This is a genomic window from Candidatus Villigracilis sp., from assembly GCF_057083605.1.
The window spans coordinates 1-18,977 of sequence record NZ_JBXMTI010000028.1 but is presented as its reverse complement, the minus strand read 5'-3'; the positions used below and the strand labels follow the sequence as shown (position 1 = coordinate 18,977).

At 51.3% G+C, this 18,977-nt stretch carries 15 protein-coding genes; 9 read left to right on the top strand and 6 right to left on the bottom strand.

Annotated elements, in window-relative coordinates; all coding sequences use genetic code 11:
* Positions 1-17 precede the first annotated feature (17 nt).
* The 8 genes from AC14M5_RS04710 (at position 18) to AC14M5_RS04675 (ending at position 10,887) form a co-directional block, all read left to right on the top strand.
* Complete coding sequence (locus AC14M5_RS04710) at positions 18-1,784, top strand: hypothetical protein (protein WP_484028481.1); 1,767 nt, start codon at positions 18-20, stop codon at positions 1,782-1,784.
* Positions 1,785-1,788: 4 nt separating this feature from the next.
* Entirely contained in the window at positions 1,789-2,472 is a 684-nt protein-coding gene (gene cmk / locus AC14M5_RS04705) for a (d)CMP kinase (protein WP_484028480.1), read from the top strand.
* Positions 2,473-2,648: 176 nt separating this feature from the next.
* Entirely contained in the window at positions 2,649-3,335 is a 687-nt protein-coding gene (locus tag AC14M5_RS04700; protein ID WP_484028479.1) for a lysophospholipid acyltransferase family protein, read from the top strand.
* A complete protein-coding gene (locus tag AC14M5_RS04695) occupies positions 3,298-4,026 on the top strand; it encodes a lysophospholipid acyltransferase family protein (protein ID WP_484028478.1) in 729 nt (242 codons plus the stop codon). Before AC14M5_RS04700 ends, AC14M5_RS04695 begins: the two co-directional genes overlap by 38 nt.
* A gap of 148 nt (positions 4,027-4,174) precedes the next feature.
* Complete coding sequence (locus AC14M5_RS04690; RefSeq protein WP_484028477.1) at positions 4,175-7,471, top strand: HAMP domain-containing sensor histidine kinase; 3,297 nt, start codon at positions 4,175-4,177, stop codon at positions 7,469-7,471.
* 89 nt (positions 7,472-7,560) lie between these two features.
* Complete coding sequence (locus AC14M5_RS04685) at positions 7,561-9,534, top strand: APC family permease (protein WP_484028476.1); 1,974 nt, start codon at positions 7,561-7,563, stop codon at positions 9,532-9,534.
* 2 nt (positions 9,535-9,536) lie between these two features.
* Entirely contained in the window at positions 9,537-10,202 is a 666-nt protein-coding gene (locus tag AC14M5_RS04680) for a potassium channel family protein (protein WP_484028475.1), read from the top strand.
* 1 nt (position 10,203) lies between these two features.
* Positions 10,204-10,887 (top strand): potassium channel family protein, encoded by a 684-nt coding sequence (locus AC14M5_RS04675; protein ID WP_484028474.1) that lies wholly within the window; start codon positions 10,204-10,206, stop codon positions 10,885-10,887.
* Between the two features lie 180 nt (positions 10,888-11,067).
* Here the strand turns inward: AC14M5_RS04675 and AC14M5_RS04670 are convergent, their stop codons facing one another.
* Positions 11,068-12,882 carry an ABC transporter ATP-binding protein gene (locus tag AC14M5_RS04670; protein WP_484028473.1) on the bottom strand — a complete coding sequence of 605 codons (1,815 nt, stop codon included), beginning with the start codon at positions 12,880-12,882 and terminating at the stop codon, positions 11,068-11,070.
* Positions 12,883-12,951: 69 nt separating this feature from the next.
* Positions 12,952-14,715, bottom strand: a complete 1,764-nt coding sequence (locus AC14M5_RS04665) for an ABC transporter ATP-binding protein (protein ID WP_484028472.1) — start codon at positions 14,713-14,715, stop codon at positions 12,952-12,954.
* A gap of 114 nt (positions 14,716-14,829) precedes the next feature.
* On the opposite strand from AC14M5_RS04665, the gene AC14M5_RS04660 reads away from it, so the two are divergent.
* Entirely contained in the window at positions 14,830-14,979 is a 150-nt protein-coding gene (locus AC14M5_RS04660; protein WP_484028471.1) for a hypothetical protein, read from the top strand.
* 212 nt (positions 14,980-15,191) lie between these two features.
* On the opposite strand, the gene AC14M5_RS04655 is transcribed toward AC14M5_RS04660, so the two are convergent.
* From AC14M5_RS04655 to AC14M5_RS04640, 4 genes are all read right to left on the bottom strand, one after another.
* Positions 15,192-16,151: an aminoglycoside phosphotransferase family protein gene (locus AC14M5_RS04655; protein WP_484028470.1), complete on the bottom strand. Its 960-nt coding sequence runs from the start codon at positions 16,149-16,151 to the stop codon at positions 15,192-15,194.
* A gap of 45 nt (positions 16,152-16,196) precedes the next feature.
* Entirely contained in the window at positions 16,197-17,531 is a 1,335-nt protein-coding gene (locus AC14M5_RS04650) for a glycoside hydrolase family 1 protein (RefSeq protein WP_484028469.1), read from the bottom strand.
* A 34-nt stretch (positions 17,532-17,565) separates the two neighbouring features.
* Entirely contained in the window at positions 17,566-18,291 is a 726-nt protein-coding gene (gene rlmB, locus AC14M5_RS04645) for a 23S rRNA (guanosine(2251)-2'-O)-methyltransferase RlmB (protein WP_484028468.1), read from the bottom strand.
* Positions 18,288-18,977, bottom strand: a 690-nt coding sequence (locus tag AC14M5_RS04640) for a hypothetical protein (protein ID WP_484028467.1), incomplete at its 5' end; no start/stop codon positions are given. The genes rlmB and AC14M5_RS04640, both read right to left, overlap by 4 nt.

Sequence of the window (18,977 nt, the reverse complement as noted above, 5' to 3'; positions counted from 1 at the left end):
CGATTACAATTGCGCCCATGACCTATCGACATTTCAAATACGAGGGCTGGTTATACACGTTCGCTTTTCTTCTCGCCCTTGCACTCCGCCTTACTCAACTCGGTGCCATGCCCCTCAACGATGCCGAAGCCGCGCCCGCCCTCCAGGCCCTCCACGTCGCACAAGGCGCCAGGCCCACACTCAGCCCCCATCCTTTTTACATTTTATCCACCTCAATCCTTTTCTTCCTCTACGGTGGCGGGACAAATTTCCTCGCTCGACTCATCCCCGCCCTAGTTGGAAGTCTGCTCGTTTTTGCACCCCTCTTCTTTGATGATCGCCTCAAACCCCGCCCCAGCCTGCTGTTCGCCTTCTTCATCGCCCTAGACCCTGGCCTGACAGCACTATCAAGACAAGCTGCCAGCCCGATCTTTGCCATCACATTTCTGATTTTCACTTTTGCATTCATCAACAAAAACAGACCGGGCCTCGCGGGCTTCTTCGCCGCCCTCGCCCTCCTCAGCGGACCTGCCATCTGGCCCGGCTTGCTCGGCCTCGTAATCACCTGGGCTATAGTACAGGGATTCAATTCCCGCCGCTCATCAAAACCCGCAGATGAACTTGAAACCATCGCCGCTGATTCAACCACCACCGATTACCAATTACCAACTCCCGCCTTGAGCGAAGCCGAACGGACTAATCTCCAATCTTCAATCTCCAATTACCGCGCTCCCCTCCTCCCCTTCACCCTCACCTTCATCACCTTCGGCACACTCTTCTTCATAGTCCCGAATGGATTGAGCGCAGCCATTGCATCCATCCCTGCATTTATTAATACCTGGCTTTCTTCTTCAGATGTCTCCGCAGGCAGGTTGTTCCTTTCACTGCTTGTATATCAACCGCTTGCCTTTTTATTGGCAACCCTTGCCATCATTCGCGGCTGGAACAATGGAAGTTCCCGAATTATTCCATTAAGCATCTGGCTATTCGTTTCATTATTACTTGCCATATTTCTGCCATCACATCAGATCAGCGATCTCGCGTGGACTCTCATTCCGCTTTCCGCGCTTGCCTCCTTGGAGTTGGCGCGCAACTTTATGATCTATCCTGAAGAGCGGGCCGAGGTGATCGGCGTTGTATTTCTAACTGCATTTATCTGGGTCTTCGCCTGGTTGGATTTTTCAGGAATGGTCTGGCTCCCCGCGAATTCACGTGAATATGTGATGCGCTTCTGGCTCCTGCTCGGCGCATTGATCCTGCTTGTGTTAAGTCTCGTGTTGGTTGCGGCAGGCTGGTCTATTCGCACAGCAAGACTCGGCGGTGTGTGGGGATTAGCACTCGCGTTGGGTGTACTTGGCTTTAGCGGCACGCTCGGCTCCGCAGGCTTACGCGGATTGAACCATCCAGAGTTTTGGTGGCCTTCCTCTATACCCATGCAGGCTGATCTATTGCAAGCTACAGTCAGTGAAGTTTCAGAGTTCGGTATGGGAAATGACTTCTCCGCACCTGTTGTGATTACCGGAATAAATTCTCCTGCACTTGAGTGGGCCTTGCGTGAACATTCTGTGAGCGTGGTTGAAACTCTAGATATTTCAAGCTCCCCATATTTCGTGGTCACACCTTATCAAACAGACCCTGTGCTCGTCGCCGCCTACCGCGGACAGGATTTCACCTGGCGGCAGACTCCCCTATGGAATGCTACACTCCCCAATGATTGGATACGCTGGATTACGTTACGTGAAATGCCGCAGACTGGTGAAACCATTATCCTATGGGCTCGTGACGACCTCTTTCTCGATAAATAATTACATGACAAAAACATCACCCCCCTCCATCATCGCCCTCGACGGGCCAGCGGCATCGGGCAAGTCTACGCTTGGGAAAAAACTAGCTGACTCTTTGGGTTACCTTTTCTTTGATACAGGCGTCATGTACCGTGCCATCACGTGGATCGCATTACAGCATGATATGAACTTGCGCGACGAAGCCGCGATTACCGAGTTGGCACAGAATGCGCAAATCGATATCCGCCCGCCCTCAAAAGATGATGGCCGTGCCTGTGATGTGATCATTGGCAATAAAGACGTCACCTGGGATATGCGTGGAGAAGATGTGGAGGCGAACGTTTCAGTCGTTTCTGCATATGCGGGTGTGCGCAAGGCCCTATCCGAACAGCAGCGTCGAATTGGATTGCGCGGTAAAGTCGTGATGGTCGGCAGGGACATTGGCACTGTCGTCTTGCCGGAAGCAGACCTGAAGGTCTATTTGGATGCGAGCGCCGAAGAACGCGCCAAACGCAGGTATGATGAGATTATCGCGCGCGGTGACAAAGCTGATTACGATGAGATCCTCAAAAAAGTGATCGAACGTGACCGTATAGATTCCACTCGCGCTGTAGCCCCATTGCGCCCCGCCAATGACGCCATCATCATCGATTCGGACAAACTGGATGTAGATCAGGTTTTGAAGCAAGTTCTGGGATTATGCAAATAATAGGAGCCCGTCATTGCGAGGAGGGCGCTCTTCCCGACGACATCGTACCCGAATGGGTAAGCAATCTCTGTCAACTTGCAGGGGATTGCTTCGACATAGAACGGCTCACAATGACGTGATTTCACTATGCTCAACTACCTTCTACGGCGGCTTGATATTTGTAGAAATTCCTTCCAATGAAACCCTATCGCATTCCCCTCCACATTAAATTCAATCGCATGATCCTGCGCCCCATCATTCGCAACTTGTTCCGTATTCTGGGGCGTGTAAAAGTTTTTGGCAGGGAAAATATTCCGTTCGGCAAACCGTATATCATCGCGATGAATCACATCTCGATCTTCGACCCGCCCTTGCTGGTTTCCTTCTGGCCTGAAGAGCCTGAAGTGATCGGTGCGGCGGATGTATTCGAGAAAAAGGGACAGGGTCCGTTGGTTACCATGTATGGTGTCATCCCCGTCCATCGCGGTGACTATGATCGTGTGCTGCTCGAAAAGATTTTGGCGATCTTGAAAGCGGGGCATCCGCTGGTGATCGCGCCAGAAGGCGGGCGTTCTCATGAGCCTGCCATGCAGCGTGCGATGCCGGGCGTGGGATATATCATTGAACATGCACAAGTGCCTGTTGTTCCTGTTGGCTTGTTAGGCACGACTGATGATTTCTGGCAGCGTGCAAAACGAGGGGAGAGACCCAACCTTGAAATGCGGATCGGTAAACCTATTCACTTTCCACCCATCACACAAAAAGGTGCGGAGAGAAGAGCAGCGCGTCAACTTAATGCTGATTTGGTCATGTGCTATATAGCGGGACTTTTACCCGAGGAATATCATGGTGTCTATGCAGGCCAAGCCATCTCTCCCACCTAAACCCGTTAGTGAAGTATGGCGGCCTGAATTGGTGCGCCTTCCACGAATGACATTTGCGCGCCGCGCCTTTCGTGCCTTCTCCCATGGATTAATAAAACTTGTCGCAAAGATTTGTTTGAACGTAACTACAGAAGGGTTGGAAAATTATCCGCAAAAGGGCCCGTTGCTGGTTGTGATCAATCACATCGGTGATTCCGATGTGGCTGCAATCGTTTCGGTATTACCTTATCCTCCCGATGCGCTCGGTAAAGTCGAATTATATGATCTTCCCATTCTTGGAAAATTAATAGACTGGTACGGCGTTATCTGGCTGCATCGCGGACGTGCTGACATCCGTGCCATGCGCGCTGCCTTGGATGGATTCGCAGAAGGACGCGTGATCGTGATCGCACCTGAAGGCCGATACTCCCTCACCGGTGCATTAGAGGAAGGCAATGGAGGTGCAGCATTCCTGGCATATAAATCTGGCGCGCCGATTTTACCGATTGTGGTCACTGGTACTGAAAACGAAAATGTCTATGGACACATGAAGAGATTGCGCCGCGCGCGTGTACATGTCAGAGTGGGGAAAATTTTCAGGTTGGACGAGCAGGTAAAAGGGCGGCAGGAAGCGGTGGCTTTAGGCACACGTCAGATCATGGCGGCCTTGGCGAATCTGCTTCCAGAAAAATATCGCGGGGAATATTCCTGATCATAAAGTGCGTCGCACCCTCGATATGTCATTGCGAGCGCATGTTGCGAAGCAATCTCCTCGCCAAAAACAGAGATTGCTTCGGGAAGAGCATCCTCGCAATGACATGGTCTTTCATACACAGTGTTTAGAGCTATAATTCAAGAAAATGGAATTTATTTTTACACTCCTTGCAGGCATCGCATTCCCCGCACCACCCACTCTTGCAGGTTGGTTTGTATGGGTTCTTTTGCTGGGAGCATTGGTATACGCGCTCATTCGATGGCGCAAGTACCAGCCTGCATGGAAGGGACGTGAGTGGGGACTCTTCTTTTTCTTTTTCATCCTGATCCCGGTTACATCGTTATTTATCGGATTAAGACTCAGTTCCGCTTCAGCCCGACCTTTACCTGGTCTGCCCGCCGATGCGCCGGGTTCTGCGCTGATGATTTTTTCGGCCATTCCCTGGTTGTTGGGTGGCGGCTTATTGGGGCCGATTGGTGCGGCTGTGCTCGGTGCATTCTCCGGTCTCTTGCGCGGCGCATGGGATACCTATTCCATTTTTTCCATCCTTGAACTGGCTTTTCTGGGGGCATGGTTTTCCACTTATGCACGCCAACGATACCGCACGCCTGCCTACCTATTGTTACGTCAGCCTTTGGTGGGCGCATTATTGCTAATTCCTTTTCATACCTTCTTCTATATTTTGAGCGCATTATTCACGCAATGGGGCGTGGGCATATCTGCACCTGCTACAGCGCGGTTGGATTTTGCCCTGAGCAATGCCGGCGTTGTGACTCTCGCGTTTGGTGGCGAGATGCTGGTGGCCGGAATTGTGACTCAGATCGTTTCAATGGCATCCCCTTCCACATGGGGCGGAAAACAAGCTTTACAGCCTTCGCCGGGTGAGCGGAGCCTCGAATCGCGTTTTATCTTTGCAGTCGGTACTTTTATTTCTCTTTTGCTTTTAACTTTATTGATCGGGGATTGGGTCGTGGCCGGGCGTGCCGCGCGCGAGATGTTGGAAGACCGCCTTTCGAGTGCGGGTGAATCTGCCTCGCAGAGTGTGCCCTTCTTCCTTGAAACAGGCCAGAACCTGGCCGTACAACTGGCTTCAGACCCGCGCTTGCTCGAATCAACCGGGGATGAGTTGAAGTCCATCATTGGGCAGCGTATTCAAGCTGTTCCTTACTTTGATCAATTTGTTGTGTTGGATGCCAACACTAGAACCTTATTGGCAAGCTACCCTGAGTCTGTTGGCGAGGGATTTAAACTTTATCCTGAAGAAGAGACGGGGATTTTGCTGGCCTCCGATGGTGTGTTGACGCAGATCTATTCAATTCCACCTTCTGTTGTTGGCGATGTTTCGCATGTGTCCTTTCTGGTCGCCATTGTAGACCCTGTCGGGCAGGTGCAGCGCATTCTGATCGGGCGCACCACGCTCGAAACCAATCCGCTTACCCTGCCGTTGATTGAAAGCATTAACAATATGCGTGACCTGGGCGGCACGGGCTTTTTGTTGAACGAGAACAGCCGCATCATCTATCATTCAGATCAAACACAATCCCTGACAACTTATAACGGCCAGCGCGGCAATGAAGCTTTCTTTTATGACGATACCGCCCCGGATGGCACGCGGCAGATGGTGTATTACCAGCCTGTGCTTGGGCGTCCGTGGGCGGTTGTGTTGACTGTCCCTGCCCAGCAGGCGCAGCAGCTTGCCTTGAATATTGCCATGCCGCTTTCGTTGATGATTATCGTGCTGGCATTAATGGCGTTGGTCTCATTAAGGCTTGGCCTGCGTGTGGTGACAGGTTCCCTGCAAAGTCTGGCTGCTGAAGCCAACCGTATTGCACAAGGCCATCTCGATAATCCGCTTCAAGTAGACGGAGTGGATGAAGTCGGTCAGTTACGGCGGGCCTTCGAGCAAATGCGTTCCAGCTTGCAGGCGCGGCTGGAGGAGATCAACCGTCTGTTGGAGGTGAGTCAGGGAGTGGCATCCAGCCTGGAGATGCAGGATGCTGTCAAGCCGGTGCTGGATGCGATCCTTTCCACAGGCGCAAAATCTGTCCGCGTGGTGCTTTCGCCGAGCATCCTGCCTGATACATTTGTTGAACTTCCCTCGCGCTTTTCATTGGACTCAACGCAGAATATATATGCTCATCTTGATGATCAAATATTAGCCATGGCGCAGAGCCAGGAAAAGATCGTTCTGCCAAACTTGAGCCGCTCACGTGAGTTGGATCTTGACCCATCATTGCCTCAGCCTTTGGCTTTACTGGCTGTAGCCTTGCGGCATGAGAACCGTTACTATGGCGTGGTCTGGGCGGGATATGAACAACCGCGCATGTTCTCGGATGCAGATATTCGTTTCGTCACCACACTGGCAGGGCAGGCAGCATTGGCCGTTGCGAATGCCCATCTCTATCTGAATGTAGAAGCCTCTCGCAGACAGTTGGAAGCGGTACTTAATTCCACGCCTGATCCTGTGCTTGTGACCGATCATCGCAACCGATTACTGCTTGCCAATCGAGCGGCCTCTTCTGCCCTCGGGCAGGGTGTGGATGGCATCAGCAGCGGCATGGAAGTTGAAAAGGTGATCAAGCTCAAACCTTTGCTGGCTTTATTACAGACTGCCACGACCAATCTTCAATCCGTTGAGGTTGTGCTGGCGGATAAACGTACTTATCTTGCAACCGCTTCTTCTGTAACCGTGGAGGGACATCAGATTGGGCGTGTGTGCATCATGCGCGACGTGACACATTTCAAGGAATTGGATTCGATGAAGTCCGAGTTTGTGGCAACCGTAAGCCATGACCTGCGCTCTCCATTGACACTCATGCGCGGCTACGCCACCATGCTTGAAACAGTCGGTGAGTTGAATGAACAACAGCAGAGCTATGTGAGGAAGATCATATTAGGCGTTGAGAATATGTCTCGCCTGGTAAATAACCTGCTCGACCTGGGGCGCATTGAAATTGGAGTAGGCCTTCAGCTTGAAAATGTAACGGTGTTGGATATTATCGAGCGGGTTACCAGCGCATTACAGTTACAGGCTTCGCAAAAAAACATTACATTGAGCGTTGAACTTCCCAAAGATATGCCGCACGCGGTGGAAGCCGACCAGGCACTACTGCATCAGGCTGTGTACAACCTCGTAGAAAATGCGATCAAATATACGCCGGAGAACGGACGCGTCGTCATCCGCACACTTTCACAGCCCGGCTATCTTATCTTTGCCATAGAAGATTCAGGTTTCGGTATTGCCGCAGAAGATATGCCACGCTTGTTCGAGAAATTTTATCGCGGTAAACAACGCGAAGCCCGCATCCAACCCGGTTCAGGCCTGGGGCTTGCCATTGTCAGTTCCATTGCATCCAATCACGGCGGACGAGTATGGGTGGATAGCGTGGCTGGCAAAGGCAGTACTTTCTATTTGCAAATCCCCCTCACACAACCTAAATAACCCATGCACGCCCAAAAAAAGGATTTGTACTATAATCCGTCCTTGTCCTATTTTTAGGGACGGTATGATTTTGCAGCAAGCTGGTAACCATGATCAATCAAAAAGATAATACACAGACATCCATTATCGAACGTACAACAGATTATTTACCCCGAAAAAGCTTTCGCTCCTGGCTGATCGGGCGTCCTCTCTCCACAGCCGATGCTCCGCATCAAACGATTGGGAAAAGAGTCGGGCTGGCTGTATTTGCCTCAGATGCACTTTCATCCACTGCTTATGCCACACAGGAAATCCTTGTGATCCTCGCAGCAGCCGGCACAATGGCTTTCGGCTATGTCTTTCCTATTTCAATTGCCATTGTGGTTTTGCTGGCAATTGTTGCCATCTCATATGAGCAGACCATTCACGCGTATCCCGATGGCGGCGGCGCTTACATCGTTTCACGTGATAACCTCGGCGAGTTCCCTGCATTGATCGCCGGGGCGGCGCTCTTAACAGACTATATCTTAACTGTCTCGGTTTCCATTGCGGCGGGCGTGGCGCAGCTTGCTTCTGCATTCCCCGATCTGCATCCGTATCGCGTTCCTGTTGCAGTGGCTTTCATCGTTTTTATTATGCTCATTAATTTGCGGGGGGTGAAGGAGTCCGGGGTGGCATTTGCAATCCCAACTTACTTCTTTATTTTGATGATGCTCATTACCGTCGTCATTGGGCTCTGGCAGGCTTTTTCAGGTTCGCTGGGAGTTGTGATTGACCCGCCTGAGTTGGAAATGCATGGAGTATTAACGGTCATCACTCCTTTTCTTTTGCTCCATGCCTTCTCAAGCGGCACAGCCGCGCTGACAGGGATCGAAGCGATTTCAAATGGTATTACGGCATTTAGGGAACCTCGCAGCAAGAATGCAGGCATTACCCTGGTCTGGATGGCTGTGATTCTAAGCACATTCTTTCTTGGTATTTCATATATTGCCCGCTATATCCAGGCAGTCCCCTCTGAAACTGAAACAGTCATCTCCCAAATTGCCCGCACAGTTTATGATGGACGCGGCACTTTGTATCTGATGCTCATTTCAGCCACAACCGTCATTTTGATTATGGCGGCAAACACAGCCTTTGCGGACTTCCCGCGTTTAAGCGCGTTGGTAGCCAAGGATGGCTTTTTACCGCGCCAACTTGCGTATCGCGGCAGCCGCCTAGTGTATTCGCGTGGCATCGTGACCCTTGCCCTGATCTCATCCGGGTTGATCGTGCTGTTCAATGCCAGTGTTACACGTTTGATTCCGTTATATGCAATCGGCGTGTTCCTCTCATTCACATTGTCACAGGGCGGTATGGCTTTGCGCTGGCTGAAAATTGGACAGCTAAAACCCGGTGAAGAAAAGAAGGAACGCGGTTCCGTGCTTCATTATGAGAAAAGCTGGCACGTCAAAATGTTTGTCAATGGTTTTGGCGCCATTTGTACAGCAATCGTGATGACGATCTTTGCCGCTACTAAATTCAAAGATGGCGCATACCTTGTCCTCATCCTCATCCCGATCCTTGTTGCGGTATTCTGGTTTATCCACCGCCATTACAAGAACCTCGCCAAAAAACTTTCGCTTGATAACTTTGGCGTCATCCCGCCGCACACCATACGCCACCGTGTCATCATGCCTGTCAGCGGCGTGCATCAAGGCGCGCTTTCCGCATTGCGTTATGCGCGCATGTTGTCGGACGATGTAACTGCCGTGCATGTTGTGATCGAACCGGAAGATGCCGAAAAGGTGCGCCAGAAATGGGAGACTTGGGGTGAAGGGGTTCGCATGGTAATGTTGGATTCGCCCTATCGCCTCTTCATCGAGCCGATCCTTGGGTATATTGCCGGCCTGGCAGAGCAGCGCCAGCCCGGTGAGACCATTACCATTGTGGTGCCCGAGTTTGTTTCAGATAACCGCATGACTGCCGCATTGCACACCAATACCGCTGAAATTTTGCGCAGTCAGTTAAAGCATTTGCACAATATTGTGATTACAAATGTGCCTTATCATGTCCATGAACATGATGACAGGCATAAGGAGTTATAAAGATGAATTTCATTGTTATCGGATGCGGCAGGGTGGGCGCGGAATTGTCTTTCAGCTTGTTCAAGAATGGACATCAAGTTGTAGTTGTGGATAATAACCAGGAATCTTTTAATCGCCTCCATCCTGACTTTCGAGGGCGTACCGTTGAAGGGGAAGTTCTCTCCTCTGATGCATTAGAGCGGGCTGGTATCGACAAAGCAGAGGGTGTTGCCGTGGTCACCAACTCAGATACGACGAATGCCGTGATCGGGCATACCATCCGTGTGCATTACCCTAATGTGAAACAGGTCATCGTCCGCAATTATGACCCGGCCATGCGTGAGATGCTCGAAGCATTCGGATTGCAACTGGTCAGCTCCACAGCCTGGGGTGCGGAACGTGTGCAGGAGTTGCTAATCGATCCCTCTTTTCGCGCAGTATTCTCCGCTGGCAACGGCGAGGTGGAAATGTACGAGATGTACATCTCGCCCAAATGGGAAGGAATGACTGTTTCGAGTTTGTTGGAGGGTTGCAACCATACCATCTGTGCTGCATTGACCCGTGCAGGCCGCGCGGAATTGCCAACCCCGAATACAAAACTCAAGAGCGGCGATGTATTAACAGTCAGCGCAACATTGGAAGGCGTAAAAGCCTTGCGCGCAAAATTGCAGGAAGGCAAGGAGGCTTAACATGTTTGTATTCATTGCTGGCGGTGGGCGGACTGGCGCCCAACTTGCCTCACAATTATTGGCGCAAAACTATCAGGTGCGGTTGGTTGAACACCGCCGTGAATTACTGGTTCGTCTTCATCATGAACTTCCTACCGAAGTGATCTACGAGGGACAAGCCACCGACCCCACGGTCTTAAAGCAGGCTGGCCTGGACAAAGCCAATGTGATCGTAGCTTGTACCAATGACGATGCCGCCAACCTCGTCTTATGTTATCTGGCGCGCACCATGTTCAAGACCCGACGCACAGTTGCCCGCATCAATAACCCGCGCAATGCCTGGTTGTTCGACCAGAACTTCCACGTGGATGAGACCATCAATCACGCCGATGTGATGGCGCACCTCATTCAGGAGGAAATGTCACTCGGTGATATGATGACCCTGCTCAAACTCCGCCGTGGACGGTATTCTGTGGTGGAGGAGAAAGTCCCCGCTGGTGCGAAGGCTGTTGGCGTACAGCTCAAAGACCTGGGCCTGCCTGACCAGTGTGTGATCGCCGCCATCATCCGCAATGGGCAGATCAACCTGCCGCGCGGAACCACCGCCCTCGAAGCAGGTGACGAGGTTCTGGCAGTCACCGATAACGATGGCGCAAAGGAACTGGCAAGATTACTCGAACCACCTTCAAGACCCGTGATAGCATAAAAAACAACCCGATGGCTCAAAAATCCATCGGGTTATTTTTATGCTTAATAATGTGTCATGCTGAGCGTAGCGAAGCATCTCTACCGCGACAAAAGAGACCCTTCGATCGCAAAGGACGCTCCCTCAGGGTGACACGTTTATACACTTTCGGAGGCTAAGCCCCCGAAGGAGCGTAACTGTTTACTTCCCAACCATCTCTTTCACTTGCTCGATATAAGCCAAACTCTGGTGCCTGAAATAAGTGTTGTACAACTCGGCATAATGCCCGTTTTGATTTAACAACCCATCATGATCGCCTTCTTCGATGATCGTGCCTTTTTGCATGACGACGATTCGATCCGCAGCTTTGACAGTGGAAAGGCGGTGTGCGATCAAAATACTGGTTGTGTGCTTTAAGATCAAGTTCAATGCCTGCTGGATCTGCCACTCAGTAAACGGGTCGATGCTGGCAGTGGCTTCATCCAGAATAAAGATGGCGGGGTTTTGAACCAATACGCGCATCAAAGCCACAAGTTGACGTTGCCCCATCGAAAGCCGATTACCGCGTTCGCCTACTTCGGTATGCAAACCGTCGGGCAGAGTTTCGAGCCATTCACCATCGCCGATCTTTTTCGCGAGTTTGAGCATCTCCTCTTCGGGGACACCGGGCGCGGCATAGCGGATATTGTCTATGATGGTGCCTGAAAATAGAAAGGGGACTTGCGAAACAATGCCAAGCTGCCTTCGATATTGAGTCAAGTCAAAGGTGCGCAGGTCGCGTCCGTCGACCAGCAGGCGGCCCTGTTGATATTCATAGAAGCGGGCAATCAACTTTGCAATGGATGACTTGCCTGCGCCCGTATGCCCTACCAGCGCAAGAGTCTCTCCGGGTTGTACGAGCAGGTTGAAGTCCGTTAGAACCGATTCCTTATCCGAGTAACGGAAATGAAGCGCGTCAAAATGAATCTCGCCTTTGAGCCGCGGCACATCCTGTTTTTCATTTTGGACTACGTTCGGGTCTGCATCGATCAGCGCGAAGACACGTTCTGCGGCAGACATGCCTCCCTGAATCTGCGCCCAAAATGAAGTGAGATTTAGAACGGGGAAAAAGAACTGGTCGAGGCTTATGATGAAAAGATACCACGCGCCGATGCTGACCATACCTTGCGCCGCGCTCATGCCGCCGACGTACACCAGCACGCCGACGAAGATGCCGCCAACGGCATTGAGCACCGGGAAGACCAGCGAAAGAATAAAACCGCGCTGCACGTTGACGTGATAGGACTGCTGATTCGATTCGTCGAAAGATTTGAAGATGCTTTCTTCCTGTCTGAAATTTTTCGCAATCGAGATGCCGCTGATGGTTTCCTTGATAGCGGCGTTCACATCAGACATGGCTTTCATGCCTTTTCTTGTGATGCGGCGTGCCAGCACACGAAAGCCAGATGCAATCGCAAAGACGAATGGCAGGAATCCGATCAGCAATAATGCCAGCCGCCATTCTGTGCGGAAGAGCACCACGGAAATGATGATGGCCTGAAAAATTTGCGCGACCACATCGGTGATGATGACCACGAGCTGGCCGAAATCATTTGTATCGGATGTGATGCGCGAGACGATGCGGCCCGAGGAGAATTGATCGTAGAAGGAGAGGTCATGTTCGGCGGCGGCGCGGAAGGCGCGCGCACGCATATCCAGCACGACGTCACCGACGGCGCGCACGATCAGACCGCGCCTTAGCCAGTTCAGCCCCCACAAGCCGACTCCTACGCCGGCCAGTGCGGCTCCCGCCAAAAGAATGGAAGTGACGGTTGGCTGCTGTTGAATCAAATCCACCATGCGGCTGACGATGACCGGCAAGGCTGCACCGATGAATGCCAGAAAAATGATGGTAATGGATGCGTACACAAGCCGCGAGGTCTGTGTGTTGAAGTAGTTGACCATGCGGCGAATCAGCACACGGTCTGTGTACTGGCGGTCATATTTTTCGTCGTTTAATCCTGCGAAGAAACCCATAGTTAGTTATTGGAGAGTAGAGAACAGAGAATAGTTTTTTGCTTATCTCTGTTCTCTACTCTCTCCTCTCTAATCCCTAAAAATTCTCGAATATGCTTCGGATGTTTTCATCAAATCATCATGTGTTCCGATGGCGGCGATGCTGCCTTTACGAAGCACGATGATAAGGTCTGCCCAGCGGATTTGTGAGAGGCGGTGGGTGATGATGAAGGTGGTACGTCCGCGTGAGGCATTGGCGATGGCGCGCTGGATTTTATCTTCGGTAGCAGAGTCGATGGCGGAGGTGGAATCGTCCAACACCAGCACGCGTGGATCGGTGAGGAAGGCGCGGGCCAGGGCAATACGTTGACGCTGTCCGCCGGAGAGGGTCACGCCGCGTTCGCCGACGGTGGTGGCATAGGTCTGGTCAAAATCGAGAATGAAGTCATGCGCCTGCGCAGCTATCGAGGCAGACATGATCTCATCTTTAGTGGCGCCAGGCTTACCAAAGGCAATGTTGTCACTAAGTGAACGCGAGAATAAAAATATATCCTGCTCAATGATGGAAATTTGTTCACGTAAAGAAGCGAGATTCCAATCACGCACGTCCACACCATCCACAAAGATTTGACCCGAGGTCACATCATAGGTGCGGTTGATCAACTTTGCCAGCGAGGTCTTGCCTGCGCCCGTCTGCCCGACGATGGCAACCGTTTGCCCGGGCCGTACTTTGAAGGAAATATCCTTCAACACGTCTTCGCTCTTTGGGTAGTGGAACGAGACGCCACGAAACTCAATTTCGCCGCTCATGCCTGAGGTCCGACCTGAGGCGTTTTGGTCAAGTTTTGTCTCGCGGTTGATGAGTTCTAAAATTCGGCGGGCGGATGACATTCCTAAAGAGATTTGTGAATAAGCCCAGGTGGAGGTGAAAGTAGGAAAACCCAAAAGCTGTAACATGCCAAAGTAAGCAATGACCGCGCCCACATCGATCAGCCCTGCGCGATACAGGAAGAGCGCGTGAACAAGCCCGCCTGCATATGCGAGGCCCAGCAAAAGCATGGCAATGTATTTCGCTTCAAGGTCGCCTTGCAGAACGAAGGCATTGCGAACTTCACGTGCATTCGTGATAAAGCGCTCCACCTCGGCGCCTTCCTGTGCTGCGCCTTTCATTACCTCAACGCCATCCAGCGACTCGGAAAGGTGTGTGTTCATTTTTCCGAAGGTGGCGCGGACTTTATCGGTGATCGGGGAAAGCTGTTTGAGGTAACGCGCCAGTGCAACGAAATAAATAACGGTGAAGATCAGCGGCGTGATGATGAGCGAGATGTGATAGCGTGGCGCAAAAAAGATTGGCATGAGGATGAACATGAACGAGCCGACCACCAGGTTCAGGCCGGGGCTGAACATGTAGTTCACTTCACGCACATCGTTCGTGGAGCGCGCCATTGTGTCGCCCACCGGTTGCAGGTTGTGAAAGGTCATGCTCTTGCCGAGCAGCGAAAGGTAGAGTTCGTCGCGGATGTCGCGCTCCATATTTTGCGCCATCAGCTCCGCGCCAAAGTTGCGCCCCAATTGCAGCACGCCGCGGATGATCTGCGAGACCCCAATCGTCAGCGCCAGCGGCAGCAGCACCGAGGTATCGGGCGTACTCTCCAGCATGGCGTTAAAGGCGTTGCCGGTTAGCACAGGGACAACCGCCGCGAGCACCGCATTCCCGATTGCGCCAACGACCAGCATCACCATGATCCAAATGTAAGGACGCATATGGGAGAGGATCCAGCGCACAGCCGAGGAATGGTCAAATTTATTCTTGCGTTGCAGGGTAAATTCTGCGGGAAGTTCTAAAGTTGTCATGGAACAATTCTACCATTTTGAATATTCCAACTGCGTAACCCCCAATTCGGGATGGGGTTATTTTAAATAGGCTGGCAATTCGGCTGGCCCTATTAAACCTAAGGAGAGTGTAAAATGATGCTTCCTAAGACAATTTCTGGTTGGTGCATGTGGTTGTACTTCCTCTGGGTCGGCATTGGCGCTTTTGTAACCCTTCCGCTGTTTGGCGTCATCGCTGGTATCCTCGCCCTCGGATATGCAGTCTTCGCACTGATCGGCAGATAGTTCATTTACCAAATAACACAACCTCCCACTTAGGGGAGGTTGTGTTATTTAAGCGTGTCGTGTGTGTCACCCTCCCGAAGGACACACCGTACTTGCGTTCGGTGCAAGTGTCGGGACGATGTGAAGGAGCGTTTGTTGCGACTGAAGGGTCTCTGCAATAATCGTAGAGATGCTTCGGGGAAAAGCACCCCTCAGCATGACACAAATTTGTGTTATTTAATTTCTGAAAATACCCTAGCGCAGTTAAGCGAATAATCCCAGTCCAGGCTGTCATAATCCCACCAGGCGGATAGGATGGCGTGAGCCATTGCCCACTGGGTGATCTGCTCCCGCTCCCAGCCTAATCTCTCTGTGAGGATGCTCACTCGTCTCTTTGACATAATCTGAAAACTGTTCCAGTCCGAAAAGCTGTCCCACGGATTTATCATGAGCGGCCCTATCTCGTATCCCACCGGCCCAATGACTCCCTTCGGGTCAATCGCCAGCCAGCCGCGTTCCGATTTCAAGATGTTGAAGTGATGAAAATCCCCGTGGATCAGCATTACATCTTTATCTGCGAACAACTCAGGCAAAAACGATTCGACCTGCTCAAAAATTTCCTTCGGAAACGGCCCGGTCCCGCCATTGAACCGCGGACGGACATCCTTCAGCCCATCGAACCAATCGGATAATTTTATAAATTTATCTTGTAGGGGCGGGGTCACCCCGCCCCTACGGAATACCAAATTCTGCATCACATCCACAGCGATGTGCGTGCGTTCATCGTCGTCTTCCAATTCAGAGAGCATCGTGCCGGGCTTGAGTCTTTCCAATAATGCCGAGCCCAGCTCCTCATCACATTCCAATACTTGACATACCCCCTCGCCGTTTAAGAATTTCAATGCCGCAAATTCACTGTTTAGCTCTTTGTGAGGCACACCGATTTTCAGCATTACATCTTGATAATTTCCGCCGGTCGAGTAGCCCGTGTTCGTCGGGCGTATCGAGACCTGTTTTGCAAACGCCACAAAGTTATAGGATAAATTTGAAACAGGCTGAACATCCGTCAGTCCCCAGCGTGCAGATGCCTGCTCGATAAGGTTGGGAAGGTTTTCAATAAATGTTTTCCCCTCCTCACCAAACGAACTATGTATGTTTCTAATGAAATCGGGCGGGAGATTTAATTTGTTCATGTGGCATTATGTATAGGGACGGAGCGCCGCTCCGTCCCTATATGATTACGATGGGAACAACTTCTCAAACACTTCGGGACAATACTTCTGAACCATCTCGGAGGAGATGCCATTCTCCCTGCAGATCTCTGCGTAAAAATCCACAGAGGGACGACGGATCCTTTTTTGGGTCTCCAGGTCGAGTCCCCACAGGCCAAAGCGATGCTTCCAACCGAAACTCCATTCGAAATTATCCACCAGCGACCAGTGGAAATATCCCTTGATCGGCCAGTTGAAGTTGACGGCGCGCCACATCTGGTGAATGTGCTGCGCGATGTAGCCCGGGCGGATGCCATCGTCGGCTGAATTTACGCCATTCTCACTGACCAGGATCGGCAGGTTGGGGAAGGTGCGCACGACCCACTTCAACCCTTCGAACATTCCATCCGGTTCGTTGGCAAGGAAGCCGCCGTCACTCAGTTCGGCATCCTTGCGATAAAAATGGCGCCCAAATAGGGTGGCGGGTTTTAGCAGATTGAAAGTGACATGCTCTCTCGTGTAGTAATTGAAGCCAAAATAATCCTGCGTACCTTTGGCTTCCGGAATGCGTACGGAACCGATGGGTGACCGCATGACTCCATCGGCCAGCGCCGAGGGAAAGCCCAGGTTGATTGAGCTGAAAAAATTATGCGCCACCCATTTGTCCAATGGCGACCAGGCATGATGCGGGGCAATGGAACGATAATGATGCGCGATTCCCACTCTCGCCTCTGGTTGGATCAGATGGATGGTGCGATAAGCCGCCGCATGCCCGCGGATCAGGTTGGCCTGCACTTGCATGGCAAGTTTCATGCTGTTTTTTCCAGGCGGGAATGAGTCAACACCGGTGACAACGTATCCATTCAAGGCATAACCCGTCGGTTCGTTGATCGTGCACCATAAGGTGCAATACTCCTTCAATGCATCCACCGTTTTGTGAACGTATTTCTCAAACAGCGGAACGATATCTTCGGTTTCCCATGCGCCGCGTTCCGTCACCCAAAGCGGATCGGTGAAGTGATGCAATGTGACGAACGGAGTGATGCCGCGTTCTTTCAAGCCTCGCAGCATGGCGCGATATTTTTCGAGAGCTTCCTCATCCCATGTATCAGGCGTGGGTTGGATGCGGCTCCACTCTACAGAAAGACGATGTGCATTCTGTCCCGTTTCGGCGGCGCGGTCGAAGTCTTCGCGCCAGCGTCCGCCCCACCAATCGGCGGCCAGCCCAGATGTCCCGTCGGTATGACCGTCCTGTTCCCACTTCCACCAATTGTTATTTGTGTTATTGCCTTCCACCTGATGTGATGCAGTCGCCGTCCCCCATAAAAATCCTCTTGGAAAATGATACGTTGCTTGAGGCATTACTTCTCCTGTTGGGGCGCGTCGCGACGCGCCCTTACGAACGTGCCAGATACGCCAGATAAAGCGCAACAGACCCCGCTACTGCCGCGTTCAATGATTCGACTTTGCCCTTCATCGGCAGTTTCAAAAGGATGTCGCACTTCTTGCGGACGAGCTCATGTAGGCCTTCGCCCTCGGAGCCGACAACCAGCCCCAATGCGCCTTTGAGGTGACGAGAGCCCGCCTCGATCTCCGCCCCGGCCTGGTCCAGCCCGACGACCCAGATGTCATTGTCTTTGAGCGCATCAATGGTCTGGGACAGATTCGCCTGGGCGATCAGCATATGCTCGCTCGCGCCAGAAGATGCGTTGACCACGGCAGGCGTCACATCCACCGAACGCGCGGATGGAATGACCACGCCATGCACACCCAGCGCCTCCGCCGTGCGGATGAGCGTGCCAAAGTTCTGCGGGTCTTGTAGAGAATCAAGCAGCAGAATAAAAGGCAGTTCTCCGCTTGCGCGTTCAAGTATATCGAGCACATCCGCGTATGGATATCCGCTAACTTCGGCCACCACACCCTGGTTGTTCTGATGCACTTTATCCACCTTGGGCCGCGGCACGCGGTTGACCTTGATCTTCTGCTCTTTTGCCAACTGGAGAATTTGCTCGATCCTGCCCTTCTCCTGCACCCCTTCGGCGATCTCAATAGAAAATACCTGCCTGCGTTTCGCGCGCAGAACTTCATATATTGCATTGCGGGAATAGATGAGTTCTTTCATTGATGTTTAAGAGATTTAGCTTCAATCCATTTAATCAGAATTGTATGAATGAGCTTGTTGGCATCAACTAGTTGCATTGGATGCGACGGTGGTTGATTTTTATCTATAGCATGTCGTGCATCTTTTCCTGTGACACTATAATTGTTAGCCGTATGTTTAAATAACCGAATTTCTTCTTTGGTTGCCAAGTTATTTGCAATCAATTTGGCAAAGCCGCCAATATCCTTCTCTACTACCTCGAGTACCATATACAAACCTTTCCAAGTATGTTCAAGAGAACCATATAACATTAATGCCTTGTTTACCGATTCGTGTTGTAGAGCCGTTGATATCCATTTTCCAAGCGTTGTATCTGTATCCATAAACACAGGTATTTCAAAATTCCTTGCCGTTGCCTGGATGAATATCATTCCCTGTTTAGTACCATCTTTATTGACCCTATCTATTCTCTTAAAAGAAACCCCTTTGAACTTTTTATGATAGAGCTTTGTAGCGCCATTTATTGTTTCAATAATTCGAATGGCTTCTTTTTCTGCGTCAACCATTTCTATGCCTTCTGATAGGTCATGAACTTTAATGAAGAAAGTGCCTTTTTCTTTGAGAACTGAAACTTTGTCCAACAATAAAAACCTTTCCAACAGCAAAAGGTCTTTATTATCACCTATTAGTTGAATTAGCAAATGTGC

What these genes read in the sequence shown, in the direction of transcription:
- cmk (WP_484028480.1), top strand. Translation starts at nt 1,789, where the DNA reads ATGACAAAAACATCACCCCCCTCCATCATCGCCCTCGACGGGCCAGCG.
- AC14M5_RS04660 (WP_484028471.1), top strand. Translation starts at nt 14,830, where the DNA reads ATGATGCTTCCTAAGACAATTTCTGGTTGGTGCATGTGGTTGTACTTC.
- AC14M5_RS04695 (WP_484028478.1), top strand. Translation starts at nt 3,298, where the DNA reads ATGGTGTCTATGCAGGCCAAGCCATCTCTCCCACCTAAACCCGTTAGT.
- AC14M5_RS04655 (WP_484028470.1), bottom strand. Translation starts at nt 16,151, where the DNA reads ATGAACAAATTAAATCTCCCGCCCGATTTCATTAGAAACATACATAGT.
- AC14M5_RS04665 (WP_484028472.1), bottom strand. Translation starts at nt 14,715, where the DNA reads ATGACAACTTTAGAACTTCCCGCAGAATTTACCCTGCAACGCAAGAAT.
- AC14M5_RS04650 (WP_484028469.1), bottom strand. Translation starts at nt 17,531, where the DNA reads ATGCCTCAAGCAACGTATCATTTTCCAAGAGGATTTTTATGGGGGACG.
- AC14M5_RS04680 (WP_484028475.1), top strand. Translation starts at nt 9,537, where the DNA reads ATGAATTTCATTGTTATCGGATGCGGCAGGGTGGGCGCGGAATTGTCT.
- AC14M5_RS04710 (WP_484028481.1), top strand. Translation starts at nt 18, where the DNA reads ATGACCTATCGACATTTCAAATACGAGGGCTGGTTATACACGTTCGCT.
- AC14M5_RS04670 (WP_484028473.1), bottom strand. Translation starts at nt 12,882, where the DNA reads ATGGGTTTCTTCGCAGGATTAAACGACGAAAAATATGACCGCCAGTAC.
- AC14M5_RS04700 (WP_484028479.1), top strand. Translation starts at nt 2,649, where the DNA reads ATGAAACCCTATCGCATTCCCCTCCACATTAAATTCAATCGCATGATC.
- AC14M5_RS04675 (WP_484028474.1), top strand. Translation starts at nt 10,204, where the DNA reads ATGTTTGTATTCATTGCTGGCGGTGGGCGGACTGGCGCCCAACTTGCC.
- AC14M5_RS04690 (WP_484028477.1), top strand. Translation starts at nt 4,175, where the DNA reads ATGGAATTTATTTTTACACTCCTTGCAGGCATCGCATTCCCCGCACCA.
- rlmB (WP_484028468.1), bottom strand. Translation starts at nt 18,291, where the DNA reads ATGAAAGAACTCATCTATTCCCGCAATGCAATATATGAAGTTCTGCGC.
- AC14M5_RS04685 (WP_484028476.1), top strand. Translation starts at nt 7,561, where the DNA reads ATGATCAATCAAAAAGATAATACACAGACATCCATTATCGAACGTACA.